The sequence below is a fragment of the Shouchella xiaoxiensis genome (assembly GCF_016907895.1).
Lineage (GTDB): Bacteria > Bacillota > Bacilli > Bacillales > Bacillaceae_D > Shouchella > Shouchella xiaoxiensis.
Genome location: NZ_JAFBCV010000002.1, coordinates 113293 through 137459, shown reverse-complemented (window position 1 = coordinate 137459; position 24167 = coordinate 113293). Strand labels below are relative to the sequence as shown.

Annotated in this window: 27 protein-coding genes; 2 read left to right on the top strand and 25 right to left on the bottom strand. The window is 41.8% G+C overall.

From position 1 onward, the window contains the following. Nucleotides 1-36 precede the first annotated feature (36 nt). The 10 genes from JOC54_RS04085 to smc all read right to left on the bottom strand — a co-directional run bounded on the left by JOC54_RS04085 (nt 37) and on the right by smc (nt 10241). Complete coding sequence (locus tag JOC54_RS04085) at nt 37-1290, bottom strand: extracellular solute-binding protein (RefSeq protein ID WP_204464654.1); 1254 nt, start codon at nt 1288-1290, stop codon at nt 37-39. 236 nt (nt 1291-1526) lie between these two features. Then, a complete protein-coding gene (gene trmD, locus JOC54_RS04080) occupies nt 1527-2270 on the bottom strand; it encodes a tRNA (guanosine(37)-N1)-methyltransferase TrmD (RefSeq protein WP_035419167.1) in 744 nt (247 codons plus the stop codon). Next, complete coding sequence (gene rimM / locus JOC54_RS04075) at nt 2270-2788, bottom strand: ribosome maturation factor RimM (RefSeq protein ID WP_204464978.1); 519 nt, start codon at nt 2786-2788, stop codon at nt 2270-2272. Before rimM ends, trmD begins: the two co-directional genes overlap by 1 nt. Next, the gene (locus JOC54_RS04070) at nt 2772-3197 is read right to left on the bottom strand and encodes a YlqD family protein (protein WP_204464651.1); all 426 of its coding nucleotides are present in this window, start codon (nt 3195-3197) and stop codon (nt 2772-2774) included. Before JOC54_RS04070 ends, rimM begins: the two co-directional genes overlap by 17 nt. Nucleotides 3198-3251: 54 nt before the next feature. After that, nucleotides 3252-3482 carry a KH domain-containing protein gene (locus JOC54_RS04065; RefSeq protein ID WP_035419162.1) on the bottom strand — a complete coding sequence of 77 codons (231 nt, stop codon included), beginning with the start codon at nt 3480-3482 and terminating at the stop codon, nt 3252-3254. 24 nt (nt 3483-3506) lie between these two features. Continuing rightward, the gene (gene rpsP, locus JOC54_RS04060) at nt 3507-3779 is read right to left on the bottom strand and encodes a 30S ribosomal protein S16 (protein WP_035419161.1); all 273 of its coding nucleotides are present in this window, start codon (nt 3777-3779) and stop codon (nt 3507-3509) included. A 92-nt stretch (nt 3780-3871) separates the two neighbouring features. Next, nucleotides 3872-5227: a signal recognition particle protein gene (gene ffh / locus JOC54_RS04055; protein ID WP_035419160.1), complete on the bottom strand. Its 1356-nt coding sequence runs from the start codon at nt 5225-5227 to the stop codon at nt 3872-3874. Nucleotides 5228-5246: 19 nt separating this feature from the next. Next, nucleotides 5247-5570, bottom strand: coding sequence for a putative DNA-binding protein (locus JOC54_RS04050; RefSeq protein WP_204464649.1), 324 nt, complete (start codon nt 5568-5570; stop codon nt 5247-5249). A gap of 102 nt (nt 5571-5672) precedes the next feature. Beyond that, nucleotides 5673-6662 carry a signal recognition particle-docking protein FtsY gene (gene ftsY / locus JOC54_RS04045; RefSeq protein ID WP_204464647.1) on the bottom strand — a complete coding sequence of 330 codons (990 nt, stop codon included), beginning with the start codon at nt 6660-6662 and terminating at the stop codon, nt 5673-5675. A 12-nt stretch (nt 6663-6674) separates the two neighbouring features. Continuing rightward, nucleotides 6675-10241 carry a chromosome segregation protein SMC gene (gene smc, locus JOC54_RS04040; RefSeq protein WP_204464645.1) on the bottom strand — a complete coding sequence of 1189 codons (3567 nt, stop codon included), beginning with the start codon at nt 10239-10241 and terminating at the stop codon, nt 6675-6677. A 211-nt stretch (nt 10242-10452) separates the two neighbouring features. On the opposite strand from smc, the gene JOC54_RS04035 reads away from it, so the two are divergent. Next, entirely contained in the window at nt 10453-10671 is a 219-nt protein-coding gene (locus tag JOC54_RS04035; protein WP_035419156.1) for a DUF1128 domain-containing protein, read from the top strand. A gap of 39 nt (nt 10672-10710) precedes the next feature. On the opposite strand, the gene rnc is transcribed toward JOC54_RS04035, so the two are convergent. From rnc to JOC54_RS03975, 12 genes are all read right to left on the bottom strand, one after another. Further along, nucleotides 10711-11493 (bottom strand): ribonuclease III, encoded by a 783-nt coding sequence (gene rnc / locus JOC54_RS04030; protein WP_035419154.1) that lies wholly within the window; start codon nt 11491-11493, stop codon nt 10711-10713. Between the two features lie 160 nt (nt 11494-11653). Further along, complete coding sequence (acpP, locus tag JOC54_RS04025; protein WP_035419152.1) at nt 11654-11887, bottom strand: acyl carrier protein; 234 nt, start codon at nt 11885-11887, stop codon at nt 11654-11656. A gap of 79 nt (nt 11888-11966) precedes the next feature. Then, entirely contained in the window at nt 11967-12710 is a 744-nt protein-coding gene (gene fabG / locus JOC54_RS04020; protein WP_035419151.1) for a 3-oxoacyl-[acyl-carrier-protein] reductase, read from the bottom strand. A gap of 2 nt (nt 12711-12712) precedes the next feature. Beyond that, nucleotides 12713-13654, bottom strand: a complete 942-nt coding sequence (gene fabD, locus JOC54_RS04015) for an ACP S-malonyltransferase (protein WP_035419148.1) — start codon at nt 13652-13654, stop codon at nt 12713-12715. After that, the gene (plsX, locus tag JOC54_RS04010; protein WP_035441950.1) at nt 13655-14647 is read right to left on the bottom strand and encodes a phosphate acyltransferase PlsX; all 993 of its coding nucleotides are present in this window, start codon (nt 14645-14647) and stop codon (nt 13655-13657) included. After that, complete coding sequence (fapR, locus tag JOC54_RS04005) at nt 14644-15225, bottom strand: transcription factor FapR (protein WP_035419257.1); 582 nt, start codon at nt 15223-15225, stop codon at nt 14644-14646. The genes plsX and fapR overlap by 4 nt, the downstream gene beginning before the upstream one ends. A gap of 88 nt (nt 15226-15313) precedes the next feature. Continuing rightward, nucleotides 15314-17359 carry an ATP-dependent DNA helicase RecG gene (recG, locus tag JOC54_RS04000; RefSeq protein WP_204464643.1) on the bottom strand — a complete coding sequence of 682 codons (2046 nt, stop codon included), beginning with the start codon at nt 17357-17359 and terminating at the stop codon, nt 15314-15316. Then, nucleotides 17356-18246: an L-serine ammonia-lyase, iron-sulfur-dependent, subunit alpha gene (gene sdaAA, locus JOC54_RS03995; protein WP_204464641.1), complete on the bottom strand. Its 891-nt coding sequence runs from the start codon at nt 18244-18246 to the stop codon at nt 17356-17358. Before sdaAA ends, recG begins: the two co-directional genes overlap by 4 nt. A gap of 11 nt (nt 18247-18257) precedes the next feature. Beyond that, nucleotides 18258-18920: an L-serine ammonia-lyase, iron-sulfur-dependent subunit beta gene (gene sdaAB, locus JOC54_RS03990; RefSeq protein WP_204464638.1), complete on the bottom strand. Its 663-nt coding sequence runs from the start codon at nt 18918-18920 to the stop codon at nt 18258-18260. A 65-nt stretch (nt 18921-18985) separates the two neighbouring features. Then, a complete protein-coding gene (locus tag JOC54_RS03985) occupies nt 18986-19846 on the bottom strand; it encodes a DegV family protein (protein WP_204464636.1) in 861 nt (286 codons plus the stop codon). A gap of 28 nt (nt 19847-19874) precedes the next feature. Next, complete coding sequence (locus tag JOC54_RS03980) at nt 19875-21503, bottom strand: DAK2 domain-containing protein (protein WP_204464977.1); 1629 nt, start codon at nt 21501-21503, stop codon at nt 19875-19877. A 56-nt stretch (nt 21504-21559) separates the two neighbouring features. Beyond that, nucleotides 21560-21922 carry an Asp23/Gls24 family envelope stress response protein gene (locus tag JOC54_RS03975; RefSeq protein ID WP_035419142.1) on the bottom strand — a complete coding sequence of 121 codons (363 nt, stop codon included), beginning with the start codon at nt 21920-21922 and terminating at the stop codon, nt 21560-21562. Between the two features lie 198 nt (nt 21923-22120). Here JOC54_RS03975 and rpmB point away from each other — a divergent pair, with 198 nt between their 5' ends. Then, nucleotides 22121-22309 (top strand): 50S ribosomal protein L28, encoded by a 189-nt coding sequence (gene rpmB, locus JOC54_RS03970; RefSeq protein ID WP_035441949.1) that lies wholly within the window; start codon nt 22121-22123, stop codon nt 22307-22309. Between the two features lie 40 nt (nt 22310-22349). Here rpmB and spoVM read toward each other — a convergent pair whose 3' ends face one another. From spoVM to rsgA, 3 genes are all read right to left on the bottom strand, one after another. Beyond that, nucleotides 22350-22430: a stage V sporulation protein SpoVM gene (gene spoVM / locus JOC54_RS03965; RefSeq protein WP_035419138.1), complete on the bottom strand. Its 81-nt coding sequence runs from the start codon at nt 22428-22430 to the stop codon at nt 22350-22352. A 189-nt stretch (nt 22431-22619) separates the two neighbouring features. Beyond that, a complete protein-coding gene (gene rpe / locus JOC54_RS03960) occupies nt 22620-23276 on the bottom strand; it encodes a ribulose-phosphate 3-epimerase (RefSeq protein ID WP_204464634.1) in 657 nt (218 codons plus the stop codon). Between the two features lie 2 nt (nt 23277-23278). Beyond that, nucleotides 23279-24160 carry a ribosome small subunit-dependent GTPase A gene (gene rsgA / locus JOC54_RS03955; RefSeq protein WP_204464632.1) on the bottom strand — a complete coding sequence of 294 codons (882 nt, stop codon included), beginning with the start codon at nt 24158-24160 and terminating at the stop codon, nt 23279-23281. Nucleotides 24161-24167: the final 7 nt, after the last annotated feature.

Below are 24167 nucleotides of genomic sequence, written 5' to 3'. Positions count from 1 at the left end.
TCTCAAGTCGATAGAACGTCAAACGACTAGCTTGTTTTATAGCTCATTTTCAATTTTATCGTGTGCATTATTTAGTGATTCCGTTGGATCAACATTGTTTAGTAATGTTTGTTCAACTGCTTCAACAACATGTCGACTTATGTTTTGCCATTGCGTGATGGCCGGAGACGACTTCGCACTTTCCAATTGTCCTGCGAACACTGAAAGTTGTGGATTCTCATCAAAAAATTCATGTTCTTCTACACCAGGAACTGCAGCAAACATTGATCCGATACGCTGCATATGATCAATCGCTTGTTCCTCGGAAGCAACATGCTGCATTAATTTGAATGCCTCTTCTTTATTATCTGATCCCTCTGGAATAACTAAAATTTCTCCACCAGCAAAACTGGATGCGGTTGATTGAGCACCGTCTGGAATCGGTGCAACATCAAAGTTTAACTCTGGTGCATCACGCGGAATCGAAAAGACACCCCATGCTCCTGAAAAAGACATTCCGATATTACCTGCGCGGAATTCGCTATCAATAACTTCACTTTGAGATACAAGTGAGTATTCACTAATCTCTTTATAGAATTCCAATGCTTCAATCATTTCAGGCGAGTTAATCGTACTAGCTGTATTGTCTTCGTTTAAAACATCTGCGCCGTTACTCCATGCTGTGGCCATAAAATAATGCCAGGTTGCTTCTGGCTCTCCAGCATGAATACCAAATCCTGAAGCATCCGTATTCTCTTCAATTTGTTTCGCATATTCAAGCATCTCATCCCAATTTTGCGGTGGATTGTTCGGATCAAGACCAGCTTCTTCAAATAGATCAGTATTAATGTACATCGCTCGAGACGACATTAACCAAGGCATGCCATACACATCCTCTTGGTAAGTAACCGTATCCCAATTCACATGATCATCATAGATTGGTTGCACTTGCTCCGTAACGTTTGCAAGAACTCCTTCTTCCACAAAATTTGCAAACCATGTGTCACCAAGCTCAATGACGTCAGGTACGGAATTACCGGCAAATGCTGTCGTAATTTGCTCTAAACCGTTGTCCCATGTTAACTGGCGTAAATTCACTTTAATGTTTGGATTTTCTTCAATAAATGAATCAATAACTGGGTTTATTGTATTTTCTGAATTTGAATCATCTTCTCCTGTAAAAAACCAAAAGTCCAACGTTACTTCTTCATCTCCACCAGTTGCATTCCCTTCCTCACCGCTTCCATTACATGCTGCGAGCATGACGCTCATTCCTCCAAAAACCGCTGCGTACTTTAAGTACTTTTTCAACGTATTGACCCCCTTAATTAATTTTTCCAATGGACGTATTAATTAAGTAGAGGAAGTCTAGGTGCTTGTCCATTTGAAAGTTGACCTAATTGTAGTTGATTTATATTTAATTGTCAATTATATTTTTATTTTCTAATAGTAATCGCTTTCAAGTTGATTCTTCCCTGCTATTGCCCCTTTCATTTAGATGTTTTCATCTAAAACAAAAAGACTTATTCTTTCTAGAATAAGTCACGTTACTTTCCGTCGAGATCTCGTTTTATATGATCCAGTTGTTTTGCTTCTTTCTTATTTAAATCATAGGACGCTAGTAAATCTGGTCGACGCAAATACGTTCGCTTCAATGACTGTTCAGAACGCCACTCTGTAATCTTTTCATGATGACCAGACAACAGAACATCTGGAACATCCATTCCGCGGAATTGTGCTGGTCTCGTATAGTGAGGATGCTCAAGTAGACCTGTAGAATAGGAATCTGTAACGGCTGATTCATCGTTTCCGAGAACACCAGGTAATAAGCGCGTCACGCTGTCAGCAATGACCATCGCCCCAATTTCCCCGCCGGTTAGCACATAATCACCAATTGAAATCTCATCGGTTACTAGATGCGCTCTTACCCGTTCATCGAAGCCTTCATAGTGGCCGCAAAGAAAAATGAGATGTTCCTCCTTCGCTAAATCCTCCGCTTTCTTTTGTGTATATTGTTCTCCCTGAGGACACAGAAGAATGACCCGCGGCTCCGTTTTAGCTTTTTCTTTAACCGCTTCAACAGCATCAAAGATTGGCTGCACAGATAATACCATACCTGCTCCACCACCGTATGGGTAATCATCTACTTTTCCATGTTTGTTTGTAGAATACAAACGAAAGTCAATTGCCTGAAAAGAAATGAGCCCTTTTTCCGCTGCTTGTTTTAAAATAGACGAACCAAAAACCGCCGTAAACATATCAGGAAATAACGTTAGCACGTCTATCCTCATTAGTGATCCAGTCCTTCTAATAAATGAACATCAATGCGCTTATTTTCTATGTCAACCTGTTTAATAACGGATTCAATGTAGGGTAAGAGTAAATCTTTTTTACCTTTTCGTTCAACAACCCACACATCATTTGCACCTGTTTCAATAATGTCCTTTACACTTCCAAGGATTTCTCCTTCTTCATTGTAGGCAGAACACCCAATGATTTCATGGTAATAAAATTCATGTTCTGCAAGGTCCGTTAATTTAGTCTCTGACACATAGAGATTCGATCCTTTGAACAATTCTACTTCATTTATATTTCCATAACCTTCGAATGTAAGTAAGTCAAAGTTTTTGTGCACACGATGACTGTTTACTTTTACAAATATGCCTTTTTCATTTGGGGCAGTAGCTATTTTTAATTCTGAACCAATAGCGTAACGTTCGTCTGCAAAGTCTGTATTGGACAAAACCCGCACTTCGCCACGAACACCATGCGTATTGACAAGTCGTCCTACATTAAACCAATTTGCCATCATTTAAAAACTCACTTTCTCTAATTTCTAAAATTTTTCCGTCTTTAACGACAACTGTTATATCGGTTTCATTCGTAACCCAGCGGTCGCCTACCGTTAAATCAAGAAGGACTTCCGTTTTGCCTGAACTAATTTCCGTGCCAATCGAAAGAGCGGATAGTTGAGTGAGTTGAAATTCCAGTGACTTTCTTTTCTCTTCTCGTCTCTGTAATTCTTTCTTATATTTATCATGAATCCCACTCGATTCTCGGTTTGATTTTACTGTTTTAAGCGCTCGTTGTAGTTGAAATTCCATTTGCTTCATTTCAGTTGTAACTTGTGTAAGATTGCGTTGAAAGGATTGTTCTAATTCGTTCTTTTTATCTGCTGTTAAGATCATTTTTACAGAAGCGGTTCGTACGTATTTCAAACAAACACCTCCATTCAATTACATACAAAAAAGGGAGAGGTTTCCCTCGCCCTTTTATTCGACAATATCAAGACGAACACGTTCATTGTGTTTGCCAGTTGCAGCATACAGCACAGAGCGAATCGCTTTTGCCGTTCTTCCTTGTTTTCCGATCACTTTACCCATATCATCAGGATGTACCAAGAGGCGCAATACATGCGTTCTCTCTTCATGAGCTTCTTCAACTTGTACCGAATCTGGATGATCCACTAGCGATTTGGCAATATGTTCAACTAAAGCTTTCACGTTCGTCATCCTCCTTAGGAGTGATTACTTACTGTTTTTTTCGTTGTGAAGCTTTTCCATCAAACCAGCGTTTGAGAACAAGTTACGAACCGTATCAGAAGGCTTCGCACCTTTAAGCATCCATTCTAATGCTTTTTCCTCTTTAATATCAACTTGAGCTGGTTGAGCGATTGGGTTGTATGTTCCAATCTCTTCAATGAAACGCCCGTCACGTGGGAAACGAGAATCAGCAACTACTACACGATAAAATGGGGCTTTCTTTGAACCCATACGTTTTAAACGAATTTTTACAGCCATTTGCTGTACACCTCCAAATAATAATACACACAATTTTTTATCATATCATCAAATCTACTTATTCGCAAGATAAACTTTTAAATAGATGTTGATTAGAATGGGAGTTTAAACCCACCAAGGCCTTTGCCTTTTTTCTTTCCTTTACCTGCTTGCATACCTGTCATTTGTTTCATCATTTTCTTCATGTCTTCAAATTGCTTTAACAGTCGATTGACATCCTGAATCGTTGTACCGCTACCTTTGGCAATCCGCTTGCGCCGACTACCATTGATCACGCTTGGATCTCTTTTTTCAAGTGGCGTCATTGATTTCACAATTGCTTCAACTCGAACCAATTGTTTTTCATCGACCTTTAAATCTTTCATCCCTTTTTTATTCATACCCGGCATCATGCCAAGCAGATCTTCAAGAGGACCCATGCTTTTCACTTGCTCAAGCTGTTCCAAGAAATCATCAAACGTGAAGTCCATTGTCCGAAGCTTCTTTTCAAGCTCCTTCGCTTTCTCTTCATCCACATTTGATTGCGCTTTTTCAATCAGAGACAGCACATCACCCATACCAAGTATACGAGAGGCCATTCGATCAGGATAAAATGGCTCTAACTGATCGATTTTTTCACCCATACCGGCGAACTTAATAGGAGTATTTGTTACTGCTTTAATTGAAATTGCCGCACCACCACGGGTATCTCCATCAAGCTTCGTGAGAACTGCACCAGTGATGCTTAGCTGTTCGTTAAAGCTTTCAGCAACGTTCACAGCATCTTGACCTGTCATTGAATCAACAACAAGGAGAATCTCATCTGGATTAACGGTTGCTTTTATTTCGCTTAGTTCCGCCATCAGTGACTCATCAATATGCAGCCGCCCAGCCGTATCAAGAATAACGTAATCATGGTGCTCTTCTTTCGCTTTTAACACGGCTTGTTTAGCAATTTCAACAGGACTAACTTGATCTCCAAGTGAAAACACTGGCATATCTAGCTGCTTCCCTAATGTCTCAAGCTGTTTTATCGCTGCAGGGCGATAGACATCACAAGCTGCTAGTAACGGCTTGCGGTTGTGCTTTTTACGTAAATAATTCGCTAATTTAGCTGTTGTAGTTGTTTTACCGGCACCTTGCAATCCGACCATCATCACAATGGTTGGAGCTTTTGACGCAACAGCGATCTTGCTTTGTTCTGAACCCATTAACGTGGTTAACTCTTCATTAACAACTTTGATAACTTGTTGACCAGGTGTTAAGCTCTTCATGACTTCTTGACCAAGCGCTTTTTCTTTGACGCTGGCAATAAATTGCTTCACCACTTTAAAGTTAACATCCGCTTCGAGCAAGGCAAGGCGAACTTCCCGCATCATTTCTTTGATGTCTTGTTCGCTTACTTTTCCTTTTCCACGAATTTTCGTTAGCGTACCTTGCAGGCGCGCGGCGAGTCCTTCAAATGCCAAATAAATCGCCTCCTACGTACTATTCAAGTTTCTCTATCCGTTCGACTACGGAAAGAATAACACTCTCTCGCTCATCAACCGTTTCTTTGAGTTCTTTTAGTAAAGCTCGTCGTTGTTCAAACTTTGTCAGTAACAGTAGCTTGGCTTCGTATTCTTCAAGCATGGCTTCTGTCCGGCGGATATTGTCATAGACCGCTTGTCGACTAACTTCGTACTCATCTGCTATCTCCCCAAGCGAAAAATCGTCTAAATAATAATAAGACATATAGTTACGCTGTTTTTCAGTTAACAAGGGATGATAGAAATCAAATAAGTAATTCATACGTAATGTTTTATCGAGCACGGGACAACACTCCATGTTAAGTCATTTCCCTTTACGAATACACATATTACCGTATCACTGTTTATCTGTCAAGTTTTTATCTTAACATCTTTAAATCATGCTTTACTGACTGGTAGATTCCTCAATCATATCTTTAAATAAACCGTAAACAAATTGTTCTGCATTAAACGGTTTAAGATCGTCTTTTTGCTCACCTAGTCCAATGAACTTAACTGGAATATCGAGCTCTTGGCGCACAGCGATTACAATACCACCTTTAGCCGTCCCATCAAGCTTCGTTAAGACCAAACCAGTAACATTTGTTGCTTGACCGAATGCTTTTGCTTGTGACAGAGCATTTTGACCCGTCGTTGAATCAAGGACAAGAAGAACCTCATGTGGTGCTCCAGGAACTTCTTTTTCTATAACGCGCTTTACTTTTGCAAGCTCATTCATTAGATTGACCTTATTTTGCAACCTTCCAGCTGTATCGCAAATTAACACATCTGCTTTTCTTGACTTAGCAGCAGCGATTGCATCATACATGACAGCAGCAGGATCCGAGCCTTCCTGCTGCTTAATAACTGGAACACCGACACGCTCGCCCCAGACGTCAAGTTGGTCAATTGCCCCTGCTCGGAACGTGTCACCTGCAGCCAAGACGACAGATTTTCCTTCCTGCTTCAAGTGATGTGCGAGCTTGCCAATTGACGTTGTTTTACCAACGCCATTTACACCAACGACTAAAAGGACAGTCAGCTCCCCTTCTTGGATGTTTAAAGCAGCATCGTCTCTTTCCTTTTCAAGCAGACCAGCTAATTTTTCTGAAATCACTGGCTGAATATCCTTTGTGTCCTTAATGTTTCTTAAGCGAACTTCATCTTTCAAGTCCTCAACTAAATCCATCACGGTTGCTACGCCTACATCCGCACTAATTAAGAGCTCTTCAAGATCTTCAAAGAAATCCTCGTCAACTTTGCGGTAGCGAGACATCAACTCATTCATTTTCCCAGAGAAGTTGGTTCGCGTTTTTTCAAGTCCCGTTTTAAATTTATCCGTTACTTCATTTGTTTGTTGGGACATCTTGTCTTTTAATTTTTTAAAAAAGCTCAATCGTTTACCCTCCTAATTTTCAATAAGCTCGCGTGTTTCTTCTAACTTAACCGATACTAGTCTTGAGACACCTGATTCCTCCATTGTCACTCCGTACAAAACGTCAGAGCCTTCCATCGTCCCTTTACGATGAGTCACAACGATAAACTGCGTTTTTAAAGAGAAGTCTCGTAAATATTGGGCAAAGCGACTTACGTTTGCTTCATCTAAAGCTGCTTCCACTTCATCAAGCACACAAAATGGAACAGGACGTACTTGAAGGATGGCAAAGAGTAACGCAATCGCCGTTAGTGCGCGCTCTCCCCCTGATAAAAGCGCAAGCTGCTGTCGTTTTTTTCCTGGTGGACGAGCAACAATTTCTATCCCCGTGGTTAAAGGATCGGCTTTATTTGTCAACACTAAATCTGCGTCGCCACCACCGAATAGTTTCGTGAAGACAGCTTGAAAATGGCTTCGAATTTGAGCAAACGTCTCACTAAAGCGCTTCGTCATCTCTTCGTCCATTTCTGCAATCGCTTGATCAAGCGAACCACGAGCTTCAGCCAAATCGTTTTTTTGCGCCATTAAAAAGTCATAGCGCTCCTTCATCCGTGCATATTCATCGATTGCTCCAACATTTACGACGCCAAGTTCATCAATAGACCGTTTCAATAGCGTTAATTTCCCTTTGGCCTCTTCTATTTCAATCGAGAGCGGGTAGTGTTGGGCTGCAGCTTCATAAGACAATTCATATTCTTCACGTAAACGATTCAAACGGTAATCTAAATCAACATCGAGACGATTTACTCGAACCTCTAGTTTTTGACTCTCGTCAACTGTATACGCATACTCTCCTTGGAATTGTTTCATTTCCGTTTCAAGGCGCTGATAACTGTTGTTTAAGCGTTCATCTTCTTTCATCAGTTGTTCAAGTTCATCGGCAAGTTGCTTCTTTTTTGTATAGCCCTGTGTAATTTGCTTAGCCAATGAATCTTTCGTCACTGCTTGTTCGTCGCTTGATGAATGAAGTAACTCAAAGTGCTCACGTTCTGTTTGAAGCGATTTTACGAGCTGTGCTTCAAGCTGACTCAATTCTGCTTTTTTCGTATGGCTATACTGCAATTGTTGATTCACTTCTGCACGCTTAACTTTCAGCTCGGTCAATTCAACAGTAAGTTTTTCTTTTGACTCTTGCTGTGATTGTACCTGCTGCTCAAGCTGAGCAATTTCGATCTCTAATCGCTTCGCTTCTGAAGTGGCCTGCGCTTCTGCTTGGTCAATTTCCGAGAGTCGTTGTTTCGTTTTCTCACCCTCGGCATTCTGCTCAGATGCTTGTCTAGTTGCTTGTGATAATGCCTGAGTCATTCGCTCATATTTAAGCGTTTGGTCTTGATACAGACGCTGTTTTTCTTCTAATTCATTCCGAGTAAGTGCTTCTTTTTGTTCCAGCTCTTCAATTGTCTGTTTGTAGGTCTCGCGATCAACCTTGCCTTGTTTCACTTGTTGTTCAAGCTTTGAAATTGCGTGGTCAAGCTGCTCTTTTTTCGTAACTAGCTCTTCTTTTTCCCGCTTTCGGCTTAACAGGGAAGATTGGCTTTGTTTATGACTACCACCAGTCATTGACCCACCCGGATTGACGATATCCCCATCTAACGTGACTACACGATATCGATGATTAGCGAGCTGAGCAAGCTGGTTCGCGTGAGCAAGCGTATCCGCAATGATTGTTGTCCCAAGTAAGTATTCCATAATCGGTCGATATGTCGATTCTACATGAAGCTTTGCGGAAGCAACCCCAATAAAACCATTAGCATTGGCAAGCTTGGCTACAACAGCATCAGGAATTTGACGAGGCTTAATTGTTGTCAAAGGCAAGAAGGTCGCTCTGCCTAAGCGGCGCTGCTTTAGAAATTCAATCGCTCCCCGCGCTGCTTTTTCATCGGACACAACCACATGCTGCGCTTGCGCCCCTAATGCAAGCTCAATTGCTTTTTCAATTTCTTTCGGGACCTTCATTAATTCTGCGACCGCACCAATAACACCTGACAAGCTTTGGTTTCTGTGCTTTAAAATCTCTTTAACGCCTTGAAAAAAGCCTGCAAACTCTTCTTCCATTTCATGTAACACTTCTTGCCTGGACGTTATTTTTTGCAAAACGCCGTACGCTTCATACAGCTTGGCTTCCTGCTTAAAGAATCGGTCTTTTATCGCTTCTTCTTGCTCTTTTTGCTGCTTCAATTCTTGTTTCATTGCCATACTTGCTTCTTTTACTTCGTTGTATTGATGCTCAAGTACTTTATTTGTCTTTTCAAAAGCAGCTAGCTCTTGCTCAAGTGCTCGTTTTTCCGTTTCGGAACGCTCAACAGAACGCTGTTTTTGATTGAGCTGTTCGTTCAGGTAGCGACGTTCATTCCGCAAAGACGCCTGCTCATTCAGCCATTCTATATAATCACCTTTTGCATGCTCAATTTGCTCAGCACGATCTTCCTTCGAAAGGTTTAACGCATCCTGTATTTTTTTATAAGACTGATTAACGAGGTCTGCTTCTTGCTGCATTTTTTGATGAGCGACACTTACATCTTTTAATTGTTTGGCCAATTCGTTTTGCTGCAGCTCTTTCTCAGCGATTGCTGCCGTAAGCTGTTCTTCATTTTGAAGTGCGTTTTTCTGTCTTTCTTCTAAGATACCACGGCGCCCTTCATTTTTTTCCAATTCTTCGCTTACTTGTAAGCGAAGTTGTTGAACCTCAGACGTCTTCTGTCTAACAACAGCATGTTCTGTCCGAAACTGTTCTAAACGTTCTTCGGTTTCATTGAGCTGATTTTGCCGCTCACCCAGCTTTGTTTTTAATGTTGTTAGTCGTGCAGATTCGGTTTGCCAGTCATGATGCAGATCCGTAATTTCCTTGGCGATCACTTGGATATCAAGGCTCTCTTGCTCTTGTTTTAAAGCCAAAAACTCTTTTGCGATTGAGGCTTGTTCCCGTAGTGGTTCAACTTGACCTTCTAGCTCATTTAGAATATCAGCTACACGAAGTAGATTTTCTTCCGTTTGATTCAGTCGCTTTACCGCTTTTTGTTTCCGAGTCTTGTATTTTAAAACTCCAGCGGCTTCTTCAAATATCGTACGTCGGTCCTCTGCTTTACTACTTAAGATTTCTTCGATCTTTCCTTGACCAATAATTGAATAGGCCTCTCGCCCAAGGCCGGAATCAAGAAAGAGGTCAACGATATCTTTTAGACGACAGGGCATACGGTTTAATAAGTATTCACTCTCACCAGATCGATACAAACGTCTTGTTACACTTACTTCACTGTAATCAATCGCTAAATGTTCGTCTTCATTGTCTAAAATGAGCGATACTTCCGCAACATTAACCGCTTTTCTTGAATCACTACCAGCAAAAATGATATCTTCCATCCTCGCTCCACGGAGTGATTTTGCACTCTGTTCACCGAGCACCCATCGTATTGCATCAGCAATGTTACTTTTGCCACTTCCATTCGGACCAACAACTGCCGTCACTCCAGGAACAAAATCAATTAGAATGGGTTCTGCAAAAGACTTAAATCCTTTTACTTCAAGTCGCTTGAGGAACATTCGTTATCCCTCGCTTTCTTTCAATCAATACAACCATTTTAAATTCTATATTTTGATTCATATCGTATGTATGTACACTCCGTTTTCATCTTTATAACTCTATTAGTTTATCACACAAAAAAACAGCTGAACATGTCCATCTCTCACTTTCTAGTTGGGTTTGACTAAAAATCATGGTATGGTTAATCTACCGTTAAAGGAGGATATAACCTTGAGTCAACAATTAACCGAAGCAGAAGTAACCGTTATGTTAGATGAAATGAAAAAAAAGCTGAACGTTGTAAATGCAAGTGTCATCAAAGCAACTGGAATCAGCCCAAATAAACAGGAAGATTTGATCGCGCTACATAAGCATGTCATGCGCCAACCGTCATTTTCTATTAGTGAAATGGATGAAATTGTGCAAGAGCTTGGTCAACTAAGAGACTGAAAAAGCTAGAAAAAAGGGAGCGTTTCCGCTTCCTTTTTTCTAGCTTTCTTTCCAATCTAATGCAAGCAAAGCCTGCTTTGCAGCAACCTGCTCTGCTTCTTTTTTCGAACGCCCCGTGCCCGTTCCAATCGTGTGATCATCCAGCTGTACTTCAGATACGAATTCCCTATCATGAGCAGGTCCTCGCTCCTGTACAATTAAATACTTGATTTGCCCTCGATTGTCACGCTGAACAAATTCTTGAAGCTGGCTCTTAAAATCCATTTTGTGCGTAAATGCACCTTCTTCAATTTTTGGATACATAAAGCGCGATAAAAACATAAAGACGGCATCAAGCCCTTGATCCATATATAAGGCGCCGATAAATGCCTCAAACACATCAGCCAGTAAAGCCGGTCGTGTTCGTCCACCCGTCACTTCTTCTCCCTTACCAAGAAGAACGAGTTTACCAAATTGAAGTTCTTGCGCAAAACGAGCAAGGGATGGTTCACAAACAATAGAAGCACGCAACTTCGTCATGTCCCCTTCACTCATGTTCTTATACGTTTTAAACAAGTATTGAGAAACAGCTAACTCAAGAACTGCATCGCCTAAAAACTCCAATCGTTCGTTGTCCGATGAAGAAAAAATACGTTGTTCGTTCACGTAAGATGAGTGGGTGAATGCTTGGATTAATAATTTACGGTTTTCAAACGTAAGCCCTGTTCGCACGAGCAAACCATCAAACTCTTTTTTTTGTTCTTCGGTAAGTTCTAATCGTCTGCTCGTCCGCTTTCGCTCACCTGAGCGTGGTTTACGATGATATTTTGATGATTGTGGCATAAGTGCCTCCAGTCAATGGAGTGTGTGATTTATTTTAAGAAACAATTGTTACTCTTGACGTTAATTGTACCAAATCTTGTTTCGGTTGTGTAATTGTTTTTGTGTGAAGATGTGAAAAAGAGCCATCAGCAAAAGCTGAGAGGGCTCTTTTGAAAATCGGTTATTGGCTGTTATTTATGTAGTCTACAACATCTTTAACCGTAGCAATCTTTTCCGCATCTTCATCAGCAATTTCCATGTCGAACTCATCTTCAAGTTCCATTACAAGCTCCACCACATCAAGTGAATCAGCTTTAAGATCTTCTTTAAATGAAGCTTCTAACTTCACTTCAGATTCTTCAACCCCAAGACGATCAACAATAATTTTTGTTACACGCTCCATTACATCTGCCAAAATAGTCACCTCCTCTCAAAAATTCTTAGCACAGCAAAAATTGTACTTAGATGCTGCTTACCTGTCAAGCACATCCTTTTTATGGCATAACCATCCCGCCATCGATATGAATCGTTTGCCCTGTCATGTATGCCGCATCATCACTTGCTAAAAAGCGGACAACGTTTGCAACATGTTCAGGTTCGCCCAGTTTCCCTAGAGGAATCTGCGTAAGTAAGGCTTCTTTTGCAGTAGAATCGAGCTCGTCTGTCATATCGGTTGAAATAAATCCAGGCGCAATGGCGTTAACAAGAACATTTCTTGATGCAAATTCTCTTGCCAGTGATTTTGTTAAGCCAATAACACCAGCCTTAGCAGCCACGTAGTTCGCTTGGCCTGGGTTTCCTAACACACCAACAACTGATGCCACATTAATAATTCTACCAGAACGTTGCTTCATCATTTGACGACTTACTGCTTTTGCACAAAGAAAAACGCCTTTTAAATTTGTATCAATAACGTCGTCCCAATCTTGCTCCTTCATACGCATAAGCAAGTTGTCCTTTGTAATACCCGCATTATTGACAAGGATATCAATTGAGCCAAAGCGAGAAATCGTTTCTTTCATCATTGCTTGTACATCGTCACTATTTGCTACGTCCGCTTGATAAGCAAACGCCTCGCTTCCAAGTTCTTTTACTTGAGCTACCACTTCTTCAGCTTTCGCTTGATTTCCTGCATAATTAATAACAATGTTGGCCCCTTTTGCTGCCAGTTCAAGCGCAATGGCCCGACCAATTCCTCGTGAAGCTCCTGTTACGATCGCTGTTTGATTCGCTAACATCGTCATTCTCCTTTCACCGCTGCCACCGTCTGTTCAAACGAGGCTTGATCTTGAACAGAATAAGCATGCAGCGACCGATCAATCTTTTTCACAAGTCCAGTTAATACATTACCTGAACCAACTTCAATAAATGTATCCACACCTTGATCCACCATGTATCGAATGCTTTCTTCAAAGCGAACAGGCGAATAGATTTGCTCAGCAAGCAAAGCTCGTATCACTTCCGGTGCATGCACTACTTCTGCAGTTACGTTGGCCACAACCGGCGTCATTGGCATCGTGATTTGTGTATTATGAAGATCCGTTTCAAATTTATCAGATGCAGGTTTCATTAGCGATGAATGAAACGGTCCACTTACCGCAAGCGGCATCACTCTTCTGGCACCGGCTTCTTTTGCTTTTATAGACGCCTGCTCCATGCCTCTCGCTGTCCCCGAAATAACAATTTGCCCTGGACAGTTCAGGTTTGCCAGCTCAGCAACTTCTCCATCTTGTGAAACAGCACGACACACGTCTTCCAAGGCTTTCTGGTCTAATCCAAGAACAGCTGCCATCGCCCCTTTGCCTTCTGGAACAGCTTCTTCCATTAGCTTTCCGCGCTTATGTACAAGAGCAATTGCCGCTTCAAAAGAAAGTGCCTCGCTAGCAACGAGAGCAGAATACTCTCCTAAACTATGGCCAGCGACATAATCAGCTTGAATATCGCTACCGCGAAACAGTTCTAGCACTGCGGCACTCATTGCAACTAATGCCGGTTGTGCATGAGCCGTTTGCTTTAATTTTTCTTCTGGCCCTTCTTTCATCAGGGTCGACAAAGAAAAGCCTAACACATCATCGGCTTTGGATAAGAGCGATTGTGCAGCGTCATTCTGTTCAAATAATTCACTGCCCATGCCCACTTTTTGCGAGCCTTGCCCAGGAAATAAAAAGGCTATTTTTCCCATCTAGTTTCCTCCGTCCTTTAAGTTTGCTGCAATCACTTTTACAACATCTTGATCTACCATATTTTTAGCTTGACGAATGGCATGAAATACCGCATTTGCATCTGATGATCCATGTGCTTTAATCACAGGAGCCTGCAAACCAAATAACCCTGCACCACCGTATTCTGAGTAATCCATTTTCTCTTTAATCTTCGAGAACTTAGGCTTTAACATCCCTGCGGCGAGCTTCGCAGAAAGTGAGCTAGTTAATTCTTCTTTAATCATGGAGAACAGCATCTTCGCTGTACCTTCAATCGTTTTTAGGACTAGATTACCAGAAAACCCATCACAAACAACGACATCACAGACGCCATCAAGCAAATCGCGTGCTTCGACATTGCCAATGAAATGAACGTCGCTTTGTTCGAGCAATTCTTGTGCTTGCTTCGTTAATTCCGTTCCTTTACCAGCTTCAGTTCCGACATTTAATAGGCCTATGCGCGGTTTCTGCACTTGACGCACTTGCTTCATATACGCGTCTCCAATAATCGCATACTGCAACAAGTGCTCTGCTTTTGCTTCCATATTCGCCCCAACATCTAGGAGTAAAAAACCGTTGCCATCTCGTGTAGGCAACATCGGTGAAAGCGCCGGGCGATCAATACCTTTCTGTCGCCCCACATATAAAAGCCCAGCCGTCATCAGTGCGCCCGTATTCCCAGCAGAAATACATGCATCAGCACGCCCTTCTTTTACTTCTGTTACCGCAAGCACCATTGAAGCTGTTTTTTTCCGACGAACAGCTGTTGTTGGCTTATCGGTATCCTCAATTTTTTCGGTTGTATGAATAACGGTTATTTTATTCGACTCACTAGCTAGCTCTGCTTGAATTAATTCTTCGTCACCTATTAGCGTAATTTCTAAATCGGTGAATTCCTTTACTGCACGAATGGCAGCTTGGACATGGGCTTTTGGGGCGTTGTCGCCACCCATCGCATCGATTGCAATTCTCATAGCTGCTCGCCCTCTTCCTCCGTAAAATCTGTTTGTTTAAACATATAGAACTCGCCTCGAAAGACCAATTCCTGGTTAACTCGACTACTGACAATGACTTTTGTTCGTTCTTTCTCGTCTTGAGTTGCTTCTGCTTTAGCAACAACTCGTTCACCTGTATAGACAGGCCGTTTAAACTGAATGTCGGCTTTTGCAGTTAAGACAAACTCGTTATCTAATACGGCAACAGCCAGGGAATTGGCTTGAGCAAATAAATGATGCCCCCGAGCAATTCCGCTTCTAGCAAACACATGATCTTTCGTTACATCAAAAATAGAAATGGCTTGTTTTTCTAAAACAAGATCAATAATCTCACCAAACACTTCATCTGGCGCTAATGAAATAACTGGATCTCGATGTTTGTATGCAACATCTTTAATTCGCTCCCGCAATTCCGGAATGCTTTTTTCCATTCGATCAAGCCGAATGGTTTGGATGCTAACAGAAAAAAAGAGCGCTAGTTCTTCATCTGTTAAAAATGGATTTTGCTCAAGTTGTTCCATCAACTGTGATTGTCGTTCTCTCTTTTTCAGCTTCATCAATTCACCATCCGTCTTCCACACGTCCAATTTCCTTATGACTAGGTACTAAGACTAGTATAAAGTTCTTACGCGTTTGATTCAACCATTAATCTATTTTTTCACCAGAAAAAGCGCCAACTTGTGCAAGGTACATCGCTAAATAACGATATTCTCGATCGGTTTGCAACAATCCAGTTGAAATAATCGTGTCTGCATCTTGGCGAGCCGTTTCAAGCGTTCGGTAATCATGTACAACATCGGCTAGTTTAAAGTTCGGCAACCCACTTTGTTTTGAACCAAAGAAGTCACCAGGCCCTCTTAATTCAAGATCTCTTTCCGATAATAAAAAGCCATCCGTTGTTTCCGTCATAATTCGCATTCGTTCTTTCCCAACCTCTGATTTTGGTTGGGCCATCAAAATGCAAGTAGACTGCGCTTCACCTCGACCGACACGGCCTCGAAGCTGATGCAACTGGGCAAGTCCAAAGCGGTCTGCATCATAAATAAGCATCACCGTGGCATTTGGTACGTTTACACCGACTTCAACAACCGTTGTCGATACAAGAATTTGTAGGTCGTTATTCGCAAATGCATTCATAACATCGTCTTTCTCTCCAGGAGACAAGCGTCCATGCATTAAACCAACCTGAGCATTTCCCTGAAAATGGCCCGAGAGCATTGCATGAAAGTCAATTGCGTTTTGGACGTCGAGTTTCTCCGACTCTTCGATTAAAGGACAAATCACGTAGGCTTGTCTCCCCTGCTCGATTTCCTTACGAATAAAGTCTAGTACACGCTCTAACATGTCATGCTGAACCCAGTAGGTTTCAATTGGCTTACGTCCCGCAGGAAGTTCATCCAATACGGAAACATCCATATCCCCAAATACAGAAATCGCAAGCGTTCGTGGAATCGGTGTCGCCGTCATGAACAACACATCTGGACTTTCTCCTTTATCACGCAAGACTCTGCGCTGCTCGACACCAAAACGATGTTGCTCATCCGTAATGACTAGTCCAAGCGTGTTGAAATGAACATCGTCTTGAATCAAAGCATGGGTACCAACAACAATATCAACCTCACCAGACACAATTCTTTCGAGTAGTTCACGCCTTTTCTTTCCCTTTACTGAACCAGCGAGCAAAGCAACTGTAAGCCCAAGTGGTTCAAACCAAGCGCTAAGCGACTGAGCATGCTGCTCCGCAAGTATTTCTGTCGGCGCCATCAATGCACTTTGCGCACCTGCCTTCACAACTCCATACATGCAGGCCGCTGCCACAGCTGTTTTTCCCGAGCCAACGTCCCCTTGTAAAAGTCGATTCATTCGGTGAGTTGATTGGATATCTGCTAGAACCGTCTGAATCGCTTTTGACTGAGCGTTCGTTAGCGTAAATGGAAGACGCTGCAGAAACTCATTAACAGCACCTTCTGGTATACGCAGGCGCGTTCCATGCTGTTGTTCGCGATTTGCTTCTTTGAAAGCCCGCATCTTTAGCTGAAAAAAAAGAAGCTCTTCGTAGACAAAACGTCGCCGTGCCTGTTTAACCAGTTCTGGTTTTAACGGCTGATGCAAGTGACGAATCGTTTCCGCCTTACCCATTAACTTATAGCGCGTTCGAATGGATTCTGGCAAAGGTTCAGTAATGTCTCCTGCAAATTCAGCAACGGCTCCTGCAATCCACTTTTGAATTTGTTTGCTCGACAACTTACCTGAGCTATGATAAACAGGCTCAACGTCTCCTTCTCGCTCTACTAGTCCAAACTTTAATTCGCTGCCAGTTAAAGAGAGCCTATTCGCGTCCCATTTACCAGTAATCGTCACTTCTGTCCCAATCACAAGCTTGCTTTTTAGAAAAGCACGGTTAAAAAAAGTCACGGTTAGCAGAACATCGCTTGATACTATCCGAAACGTTAGTTTGTTTTTCTTTTTTCCATAGTAGCGGACTGATGGTTCGTTTTGTACAACCCCAGCAAAGGTTACTCGTTCCTCATGTTTAGCTTCTACAGGTGATTGTAACGAATAATCCTCATAGCGAAACGGAAAATACTCCAACAAATCTTGGACGCTTTTAATACCAAGGCCCCCTAGAAGTTTTCCACTTTCTTCACCAATCCCTTTCACCTGTTGAATGGGTAGGTCGTTTAAATTCAATTGATTTTCTCTGCCTTCTGACCGAAAATCGCCGCTTCCAACTTCCGTCCTGTTGGGGTCGCCGCTAGTCCCCCCTCACCTGTTTCTCTTAATGATTCCGGTAACGTTTGTCCAATTCGATACATTGCTTCAATCACTTCATCACAAGGAATTCTACTTTCGATCCCAGCAAGTGCCATATCGGCAGCCGTTATTGCGAGAGAAGCACCTGCCGCATTTCGCTTGACGCAAGGTACTTCGACTAACCCAGCAACTGGATCACAAACTAAGCCAAGCATGTTCTTAAGCGCAATCGCCATTGCGTGAGCGGATTGCTTTGGAGACCCCCCCGCCAGCTCAACTAACGCTGCCGCAGCCATCCCCGTTGCTGATCCAACTTCCGCCTGACAGCCGCCGGCAGCACCGGATATTGATGCATTGTTCGCAACAACGAAACCAAATGCTCCACTTGTAAACAAAAAGGCTAATTTCTGTTCTTCAGTCGGCTTCAGCTTATGTTCTACCCCGAACAATACGCCCGGCACAACTCCAGCAGATCCAGCCGTTGGTGTTGCACAGATAATTCCCATCGCTGCATTTACTTCATTCGTCGCCATTGCGTTTGCAACAGCTAATAAAGTTGTATCGCCACCAATTGGATTGCCATATTTCAAATAATGGGCTAATTTTTTCCCGTCTCCTCCAGTTAAACCAGAAACGGAGACGACATCTTCTTCAATACCACGCTTTACCGCTTCTTCCATCGTTTTAAGATTTAGTTGCATCTTAGCAATGATTTCTTCACGGGAACGTCCTGTCACATCTATTTCCTGCTCAATCATTATTTCTGAAATAGGTTTATTGTGCTTCTCGGTTAATTCAAGTAGCTCTGAAACATTTCTAAACATTTTTTTCCTCCTTAATCATGAATCTTGCTTACATGAAGAATATGGGGTAATTCAGAAAGCGACTGGACAAGAAATTCATCTACGTTCTGATCTACTTCTATTACCATTAAGGCTTGCTCTCCCTTTTCTTTACGAGAGACCTCCATATGACCTATATTCATTTGATATTTTGCCAGCAAATTACTTACTGCAGCAATAACGCCATAGCGGTCTTGGTGAACGACTAGAATTGCCGGATGATTACCAGATAAGCGCAATTCAAATCCATTTAATTCAATGATTTCGATTTTGCCTCCACCAATTGACACTCCAACTAACTCGAACTCGCGGTTTCCTTTGTAAAGTTTAATCTTTGCCGTATTTGGATGGTGATCAATCGCGCCTTCTTCATGAATCGATACGTCCATAGCTGCCTCTTTTGCATAGCGGTAGGCATCTCGAATCCGTTCATCATTCGTATTATAATCAAGTAAACCACCAATTACAGCTACATCCGTTCCGTGACCTTTATAGGTTTTTGCAAACGATCCATAAAAGTACAGATCCGCTTTATCTGGAACTTCACCAAATAATGTTCGAGCCACTTTCCCAATCCTTGCTGCACCTGCAGTGTGTGAGCTAGAGGGACCAATCATCACCGGGCCAATAATATCAAAAACCGTACGATACTTCATTTGATTTCCTCCTAAAAAGATCCGAACAAAAAGGCTGCCATCAATGACAGCTGGCAACCTTTTGTTCACGCTTGTTCTACATTCGTCATGGATAATGAAACCGTTCCTGGACCAACATGAGCCCCAATAACAGATCCAATTTCTGTAAGTACAACCGATTGAGTATTAAACTGGTGCTTGATTTCCAACGCAAGTTCATTTGCCAATTCTTCATTTACAGCATGAGAAATGCCAACATGAACTTCCCCACTTCCAAACTCTTCTTTTAGCAAAGCTAGAATACGAGCGGCTGCCTTTTTCTGTCCGCGCACCTTCTCATGGGGATACACTTCACCAGGCTCGTTTAAAGATAAGATTGGCTTCATTTTTAGAAGAGATCCAAGCAGAGCAGATGCTTTTCCAATGCGACCGTTCTTTTGAAGAAACTCAAGCGTGTCAACCATAAAATAAACCCTTGTATCTTTAAGCAATTCATTTAAGCGCTTCTGACACGCTTCAAGATCTGCACCTTGTGCCACAAGCTTAGCGATTTCGACAACAACAATGCCAATTGCGTATGAAGCACGCTTCGAATCATAGACATGAATAGCTAATTCATTCTTTAATTCTTCCTTTGCAATCAAAGCAGCCTGCATTGTACCACTCATTTGCGAGGAAAGGTGAATGGAAAGAATTTGATCGTCTTTCTCCGTTGCCACTTGTCGATACAGCTCTTCAAATTGTTGTGGTGAAGGCTGAGACGTTTTTGGCATGACTTCACTGCTTGTTAATTTTGCGTAAAACTCTTTTGGTTTTAATGAAATGCCATCTTCGAACTGCTCTTCGCCAAAATGGACATTTAATGGGATAACATGAATATTGTATTTTTGTACAAGTTCCTCTGGGATGTCTGCAGTTGAATCTGTAACGATCTTAATGCTTGTCATCTTTATTCCCCTCCCATATCAATAACGGTTATTCTACTGAAAAAATGTAAGAATAAAGTGGTTGTTTTCCTTCGACCACATCAATTTCGAGCTCAGCAAACGTATCATTCAAAAAGTGTTCAATCGTTTGAATATCTTCACTAGTTGCATCCTCACCTGTAATGATGGTGACTACTTCAGATTCTTCGTCAACCATGTCCGTTAACAATTGTTTGGCAACATCAATTAAATCCCTACCCGATGAGACAATCTTCTTTTCAAAAATACCCATAAAATCGCCATTTTTAATCGTTTGATTATCCATCTGCGTATCTCGAACGGCGTACGTCAATTCCCCTGTTTTAACGTCCTTAATTGCTTTTGTCATCGTTTCTGCATTTTCATCAATTTCTTTAGATGCATTAAATGCAAGCATTGCAGCTAAACCTTGTGGAACCGTTTTTGTTGGAACAACAACCGCATGAACGTCACAGACATCCGCAGCTTGCTCCGCTGCCATAACGATATTGCTATTATTCGGTAGGACAATGACATTCTCTGCATGAACCTTTTCAATAGCTTGGACAATATCTTCCGTACTAGGATTCATCGTTTGTCCACCTGCAACAACTGCATTTACCCCAAGACCTTTAAAGAGCTTTTCAATGCCAGACCCCATCGAAACTGCCACAATGGCGAACGGCGCCTTTTCTTTTGGTTTAGTTGATTGCGATTGCTTCGTTGCGTGCGTCTCAGACAGGTTTGAGTTTTGTTCACGCATATTCTCAATCTTTACTTGAATAAGCGGTCCAAATGCTTGCGCAGCAGTTAGTACATGTCCAGGGTGCTCAGCATGAATATGCACCTTTAATAGATCCTCATCTGATACAACAAGCAATGAATCTCCATAATTACTTAACTTTTGACGGAAAGCCTCTTCATCATAAGGATTCTTCTTAGTCATTTCCGCATCAAACTGAACCATCACTTCTGTACAATAGCCGAATTCAATGTCATTCGGGTCCATCTGTCCATGCTGATGATGCTCGACATTCACCAGCTCTTCCATTTTAGGTTCTTGAACAATCGTGTTCGTTTTTTCGCCTGTAAGCGCTTGTAGAAACCCAGCATAAATAAACACAAGGCCTTGCCCACCGGAATCTACAACGCCGACTTCTTTTAATACAGCCAGTAAATCAGGTGTTCTAGATAGTGAACGCTCGGCTTCTTTAATAATAGCCTTTAGAAAAGAAGGAAAATCATCTTCTTTTTTCGCTTGTTTAACCGCAAATTTAGCTGTGTCTTTTGCAACCGTTAGAATCGTACCTTCAACTGGCTTCATGACAGCTTTATAGGCCGTTGTTACACCAGCGTCTAGCGCTTGTGCGAATTGCTCAATCGTTAATTCTTTTTTTCCCTCTGCTGATTTTGCAAACCCTCTAAACAGCTGGGACAAGATGACACCAGAGTTTCCTCTAGCGCCCATTAGCAACCCTTTTGCAAATGCATTTGCAACAACACCCGTTTCTGTTAAAGCCGCTTTACGGACTTCTTTAACCCCAGATGTTATCGTTAAATTCATATTTGTACCTGTGTCTCCGTCAGGCACAGGGAATACGTTTAGCGAATCAACGAGATCTGCTTTATTCGATAGCTCGCTTGCCCCTTCTATAAACATGTGAGCGAGCTGTTCGCCATTTAACTTCCTAATCACTTTGTCTTCCCCCTTTAATCCTAAGGATTCGTTACACGAACCCCTTGCACAAAAATATTTACTGATTCAACATCTAGGCCGAGCATTTTTTCCAAATGATATTTTACTTTTGTTTGGACGTTATGGGCAACCTCAGAAATTTTTGTGCCATAGCTTACAATGATGTACATATCAATATGAAGCTCTTCTCCTTCTTCACGGGTGATGACGCCACGACGGAAATTTTCTCTTCCTAATAAGTCACTTAGTCCATCTTTAAATTGTTTTTGTGAGGCCATGCCAACAATCCCGTAACAGTCTGTTGCTGCACCTCCGGCAATTGTCGCTACAACATCTTGTGACACGTCAATTGTGCCAAGTTGTGTTTTCATTTCAATAGTCATGATTTGCCTCCTCTATAATAGTACAATGTACATACGTACCGCCATTTTACTATATTGCCCATTATTTTAAAAGCCATTTTTTACGTCAAGGAAAAATACTTGTCTTTCCTTATTGCTTTATGCAAATGGCTATGCTAAGATGTTTTGGTGACTAAGTCATCGTGTTTTTATCCGAGACTGTTAAGGAGGTGGCACAACATGGCTCGTGAATGCTATATTACTGGGCGCAAAGCTCGCTCTGGTAACAAACGCTCCCATGCAATGAATAAAACGAAGCGCCGTTGGGGTGCAAACGTACAGAAAGTTCGTATCATGGTAGACGGGAAACCTAAACGTGTATATGTTTCTGCTCGTGCGCTTAAATCCGGCAAAGTAGAACGTGTATAAACACAAAAAACGCCTCTAGCGTGCAGAGGCGTTTTTTGTATTACCCTTTTTTAAATGAACCAAGCATCGCTCTTACAAAACCTCCTAAAAACTTCGGCAGCTTGATCGTATAGAATTTCATAAGTTCTCCTCCTCAGAGCATACTGACACGGTCTTTGCTCACCGATACCGTGCGGGCACACATCAGATTAGATACTATTCATACAAGGAATTGTAGCCCTGCGGATAAGCTGTTTAACTCCTGAAGAACATCATCGTCTTTAACGTGTCCACCCGTCGTTACTATAAGGGTATGCAGTGGTTAGAGGAATCAGACCTTTTTTTCTCCACGAATTTGTTTTATCGCGTCGCTATAATCTGCGTGTCCAAGAATTGCCGAACCAGCAACGAGAATGGTTGCACCAGCATCAATACAAGCGAGCGCCGTTTCTTGATTCACACCGCCATCAACTTGAATATCAACGGGAAGCTGCTTATCGTCAATTAAGGTCCGAAGCGCTTTAATTTGATTTAAGGTAGACGGAATAAATGACTGACCACCAAAGCCGGGATTCACAGTCATTTGCAAAACAAAATCAATATCCCCGATTACAGGCTCAACAAAGCCTATTGGTGTGGCTGGGTTTAAAACAACCCCTGCTTTTAAACCCGCCTCTTTAATCGAATGAATGGTTTTATGTAAATGTTTTGTCGCCTCAACATGGACACTAATACAATCTGCGCCCGCTTTCACAAAAAAATCAATTTGATTCTCTGGCTTTTCAACCATTAAGTGAACATCCAGAGGTAAATCTGTATAGGGCCGAATCGCCTCAACCATTTGATGTCCGAACGTAATCGGTGGAACAAATTGACCATCCATTACATCAATATGAATCCAATCTGCACCTGAGTCTGTTAATTCTTTAACGGTTTGTCCCATTTTCGAAAAATCACTTGCTAAAATAGATGGGGCTACTTTTACCATACTTAATATCTCCTTTTTTGATTTTGTATGTCGGTTAAAAATTGAATGTAGTTCTCGTAGCGCGATGATTGGATAACGCCAGATTCAACGGCCGCTTTCACTGCACATTTCGGTTCTTTATCATGGAGACAACCTCTAAACTTACAACCGTCCATTAGCTCAATAAATTCGGGAAAACAAAACCGCAAGTCTTCTGCTTCCATCCCAATAAAATCAAGCGAACTAAAACCAGGTGTATCCGCAACTAGCCCATTGCCTACCTCGATTAACTCCACGTGGCGAGTCGTATGTTTGCCTCGATTTAAATGACTTGAGATTTCATTTGTTTCAATTTCAGCTTCAGGAATAATAACGTTTAAGATTGAAGATTTACCAACACCCGATTGCCCCGCTATTACCGTAACTTTCTCTTCAAGCCAAGGCAATAGTGCCATTGGGTCATCGTCTCTTTCTATTGAGCTAAACAAGACATCATAGCCGATCTTTTTATAGTAGGTAGCTGTTTCTTCTAATTGAATTCGTTCCTCAGCTTGTAATAAATCAGCTTTACTTATAGCAATTACCGGTGTAATGTCGTTGTATTCAATATGAACAAGGAACTTATCTAATAGCAAAGGGCTAAACTCTGGCTGCTTAGCAGAAAACACAAGTAATGCTTGGTCAACATTTGCAATCGGTGGACGCACCAACTCGTTTTTCCGCTCATAGATATCCATGATGTACCCATCAGTCTTATTTTCTGCTTCATAGAGAACATAGTCGCCTACGAGCGGCGATTTTTTTTGTTTACGGAAGACACCGCGAGCGCGGCATTGAGTGACTTGATCTTGATCACGAACGTAATAAAAACCGGCAAGAGCCTTCATTATAATTCCTTCTGGCATCTAATTC

Bases quoted from the DNA above. Each gene is read 5' to 3' on its own strand.
- rnc (WP_035419154.1), bottom strand. From the start codon at position 11,493: ATGCCACAATCATCAAAATATCATCGTAAACCACGCTCAGGTGAGCGA.
- spoVM (WP_035419138.1), bottom strand. From the start codon at position 22,430: ATGAAATTCTATACGATCAAGCTGCCGAAGTTTTTAGGAGGTTTTGTA.
- rpe (WP_204464634.1), bottom strand. From the start codon at position 23,276: ATGGTAAAAGTAGCCCCATCTATTTTAGCAAGTGATTTTTCGAAAATG.
- sdaAA (WP_204464641.1), bottom strand. From the start codon at position 18,246: ATGTTTAGAAATGTTTCAGAGCTACTTGAATTAACCGAGAAGCACAAT.
- fapR (WP_035419257.1), bottom strand. From the start codon at position 15,225: ATGAAGCTGAAAAAGAGAGAACGACAATCACAGTTGATGGAACAACTT.
- JOC54_RS03975 (WP_035419142.1), bottom strand. From the start codon at position 21,922: ATGACTATTGAAATGAAAACACAACTTGGCACAATTGACGTGTCACAA.
- trmD (WP_035419167.1), bottom strand. From the start codon at position 2,270: ATGAGGATAGACGTGCTAACGTTATTTCCTGATATGTTTACGGCGGTT.
- rsgA (WP_204464632.1), bottom strand. From the start codon at position 24,160: ATGCCAGAAGGAATTATAATGAAGGCTCTTGCCGGTTTTTATTACGTT.
- fabD (WP_035419148.1), bottom strand. From the start codon at position 13,654: ATGGGAAAAATAGCCTTTTTATTTCCTGGGCAAGGCTCGCAAAAAGTG.
- rpmB (WP_035441949.1), top strand. From the start codon at position 22,121: ATGGCTCGTGAATGCTATATTACTGGGCGCAAAGCTCGCTCTGGTAAC.
- plsX (WP_035441950.1), bottom strand. From the start codon at position 14,647: ATGAGAATTGCAATCGATGCGATGGGTGGCGACAACGCCCCAAAAGCC.
- rimM (WP_204464978.1), bottom strand. From the start codon at position 2,788: ATGGCAAATTGGTTTAATGTAGGACGACTTGTCAATACGCATGGTGTT.
- rpsP (WP_035419161.1), bottom strand. From the start codon at position 3,779: ATGGCTGTAAAAATTCGTTTAAAACGTATGGGTTCAAAGAAAGCCCCA.
- fabG (WP_035419151.1), bottom strand. From the start codon at position 12,710: ATGTTAGCGAATCAAACAGCGATCGTAACAGGAGCTTCACGAGGAATT.
- JOC54_RS03980 (WP_204464977.1), bottom strand. From the start codon at position 21,503: ATGTTTATAGAAGGGGCAAGCGAGCTATCGAATAAAGCAGATCTCGTT.
- sdaAB (WP_204464638.1), bottom strand. From the start codon at position 18,920: ATGAAGTATCGTACGGTTTTTGATATTATTGGCCCGGTGATGATTGGT.
- smc (WP_204464645.1), bottom strand. From the start codon at position 10,241: ATGTTCCTCAAGCGACTTGAAGTAAAAGGATTTAAGTCTTTTGCAGAA.
- JOC54_RS03985 (WP_204464636.1), bottom strand. From the start codon at position 19,846: ATGACAAGCATTAAGATCGTTACAGATTCAACTGCAGACATCCCAGAG.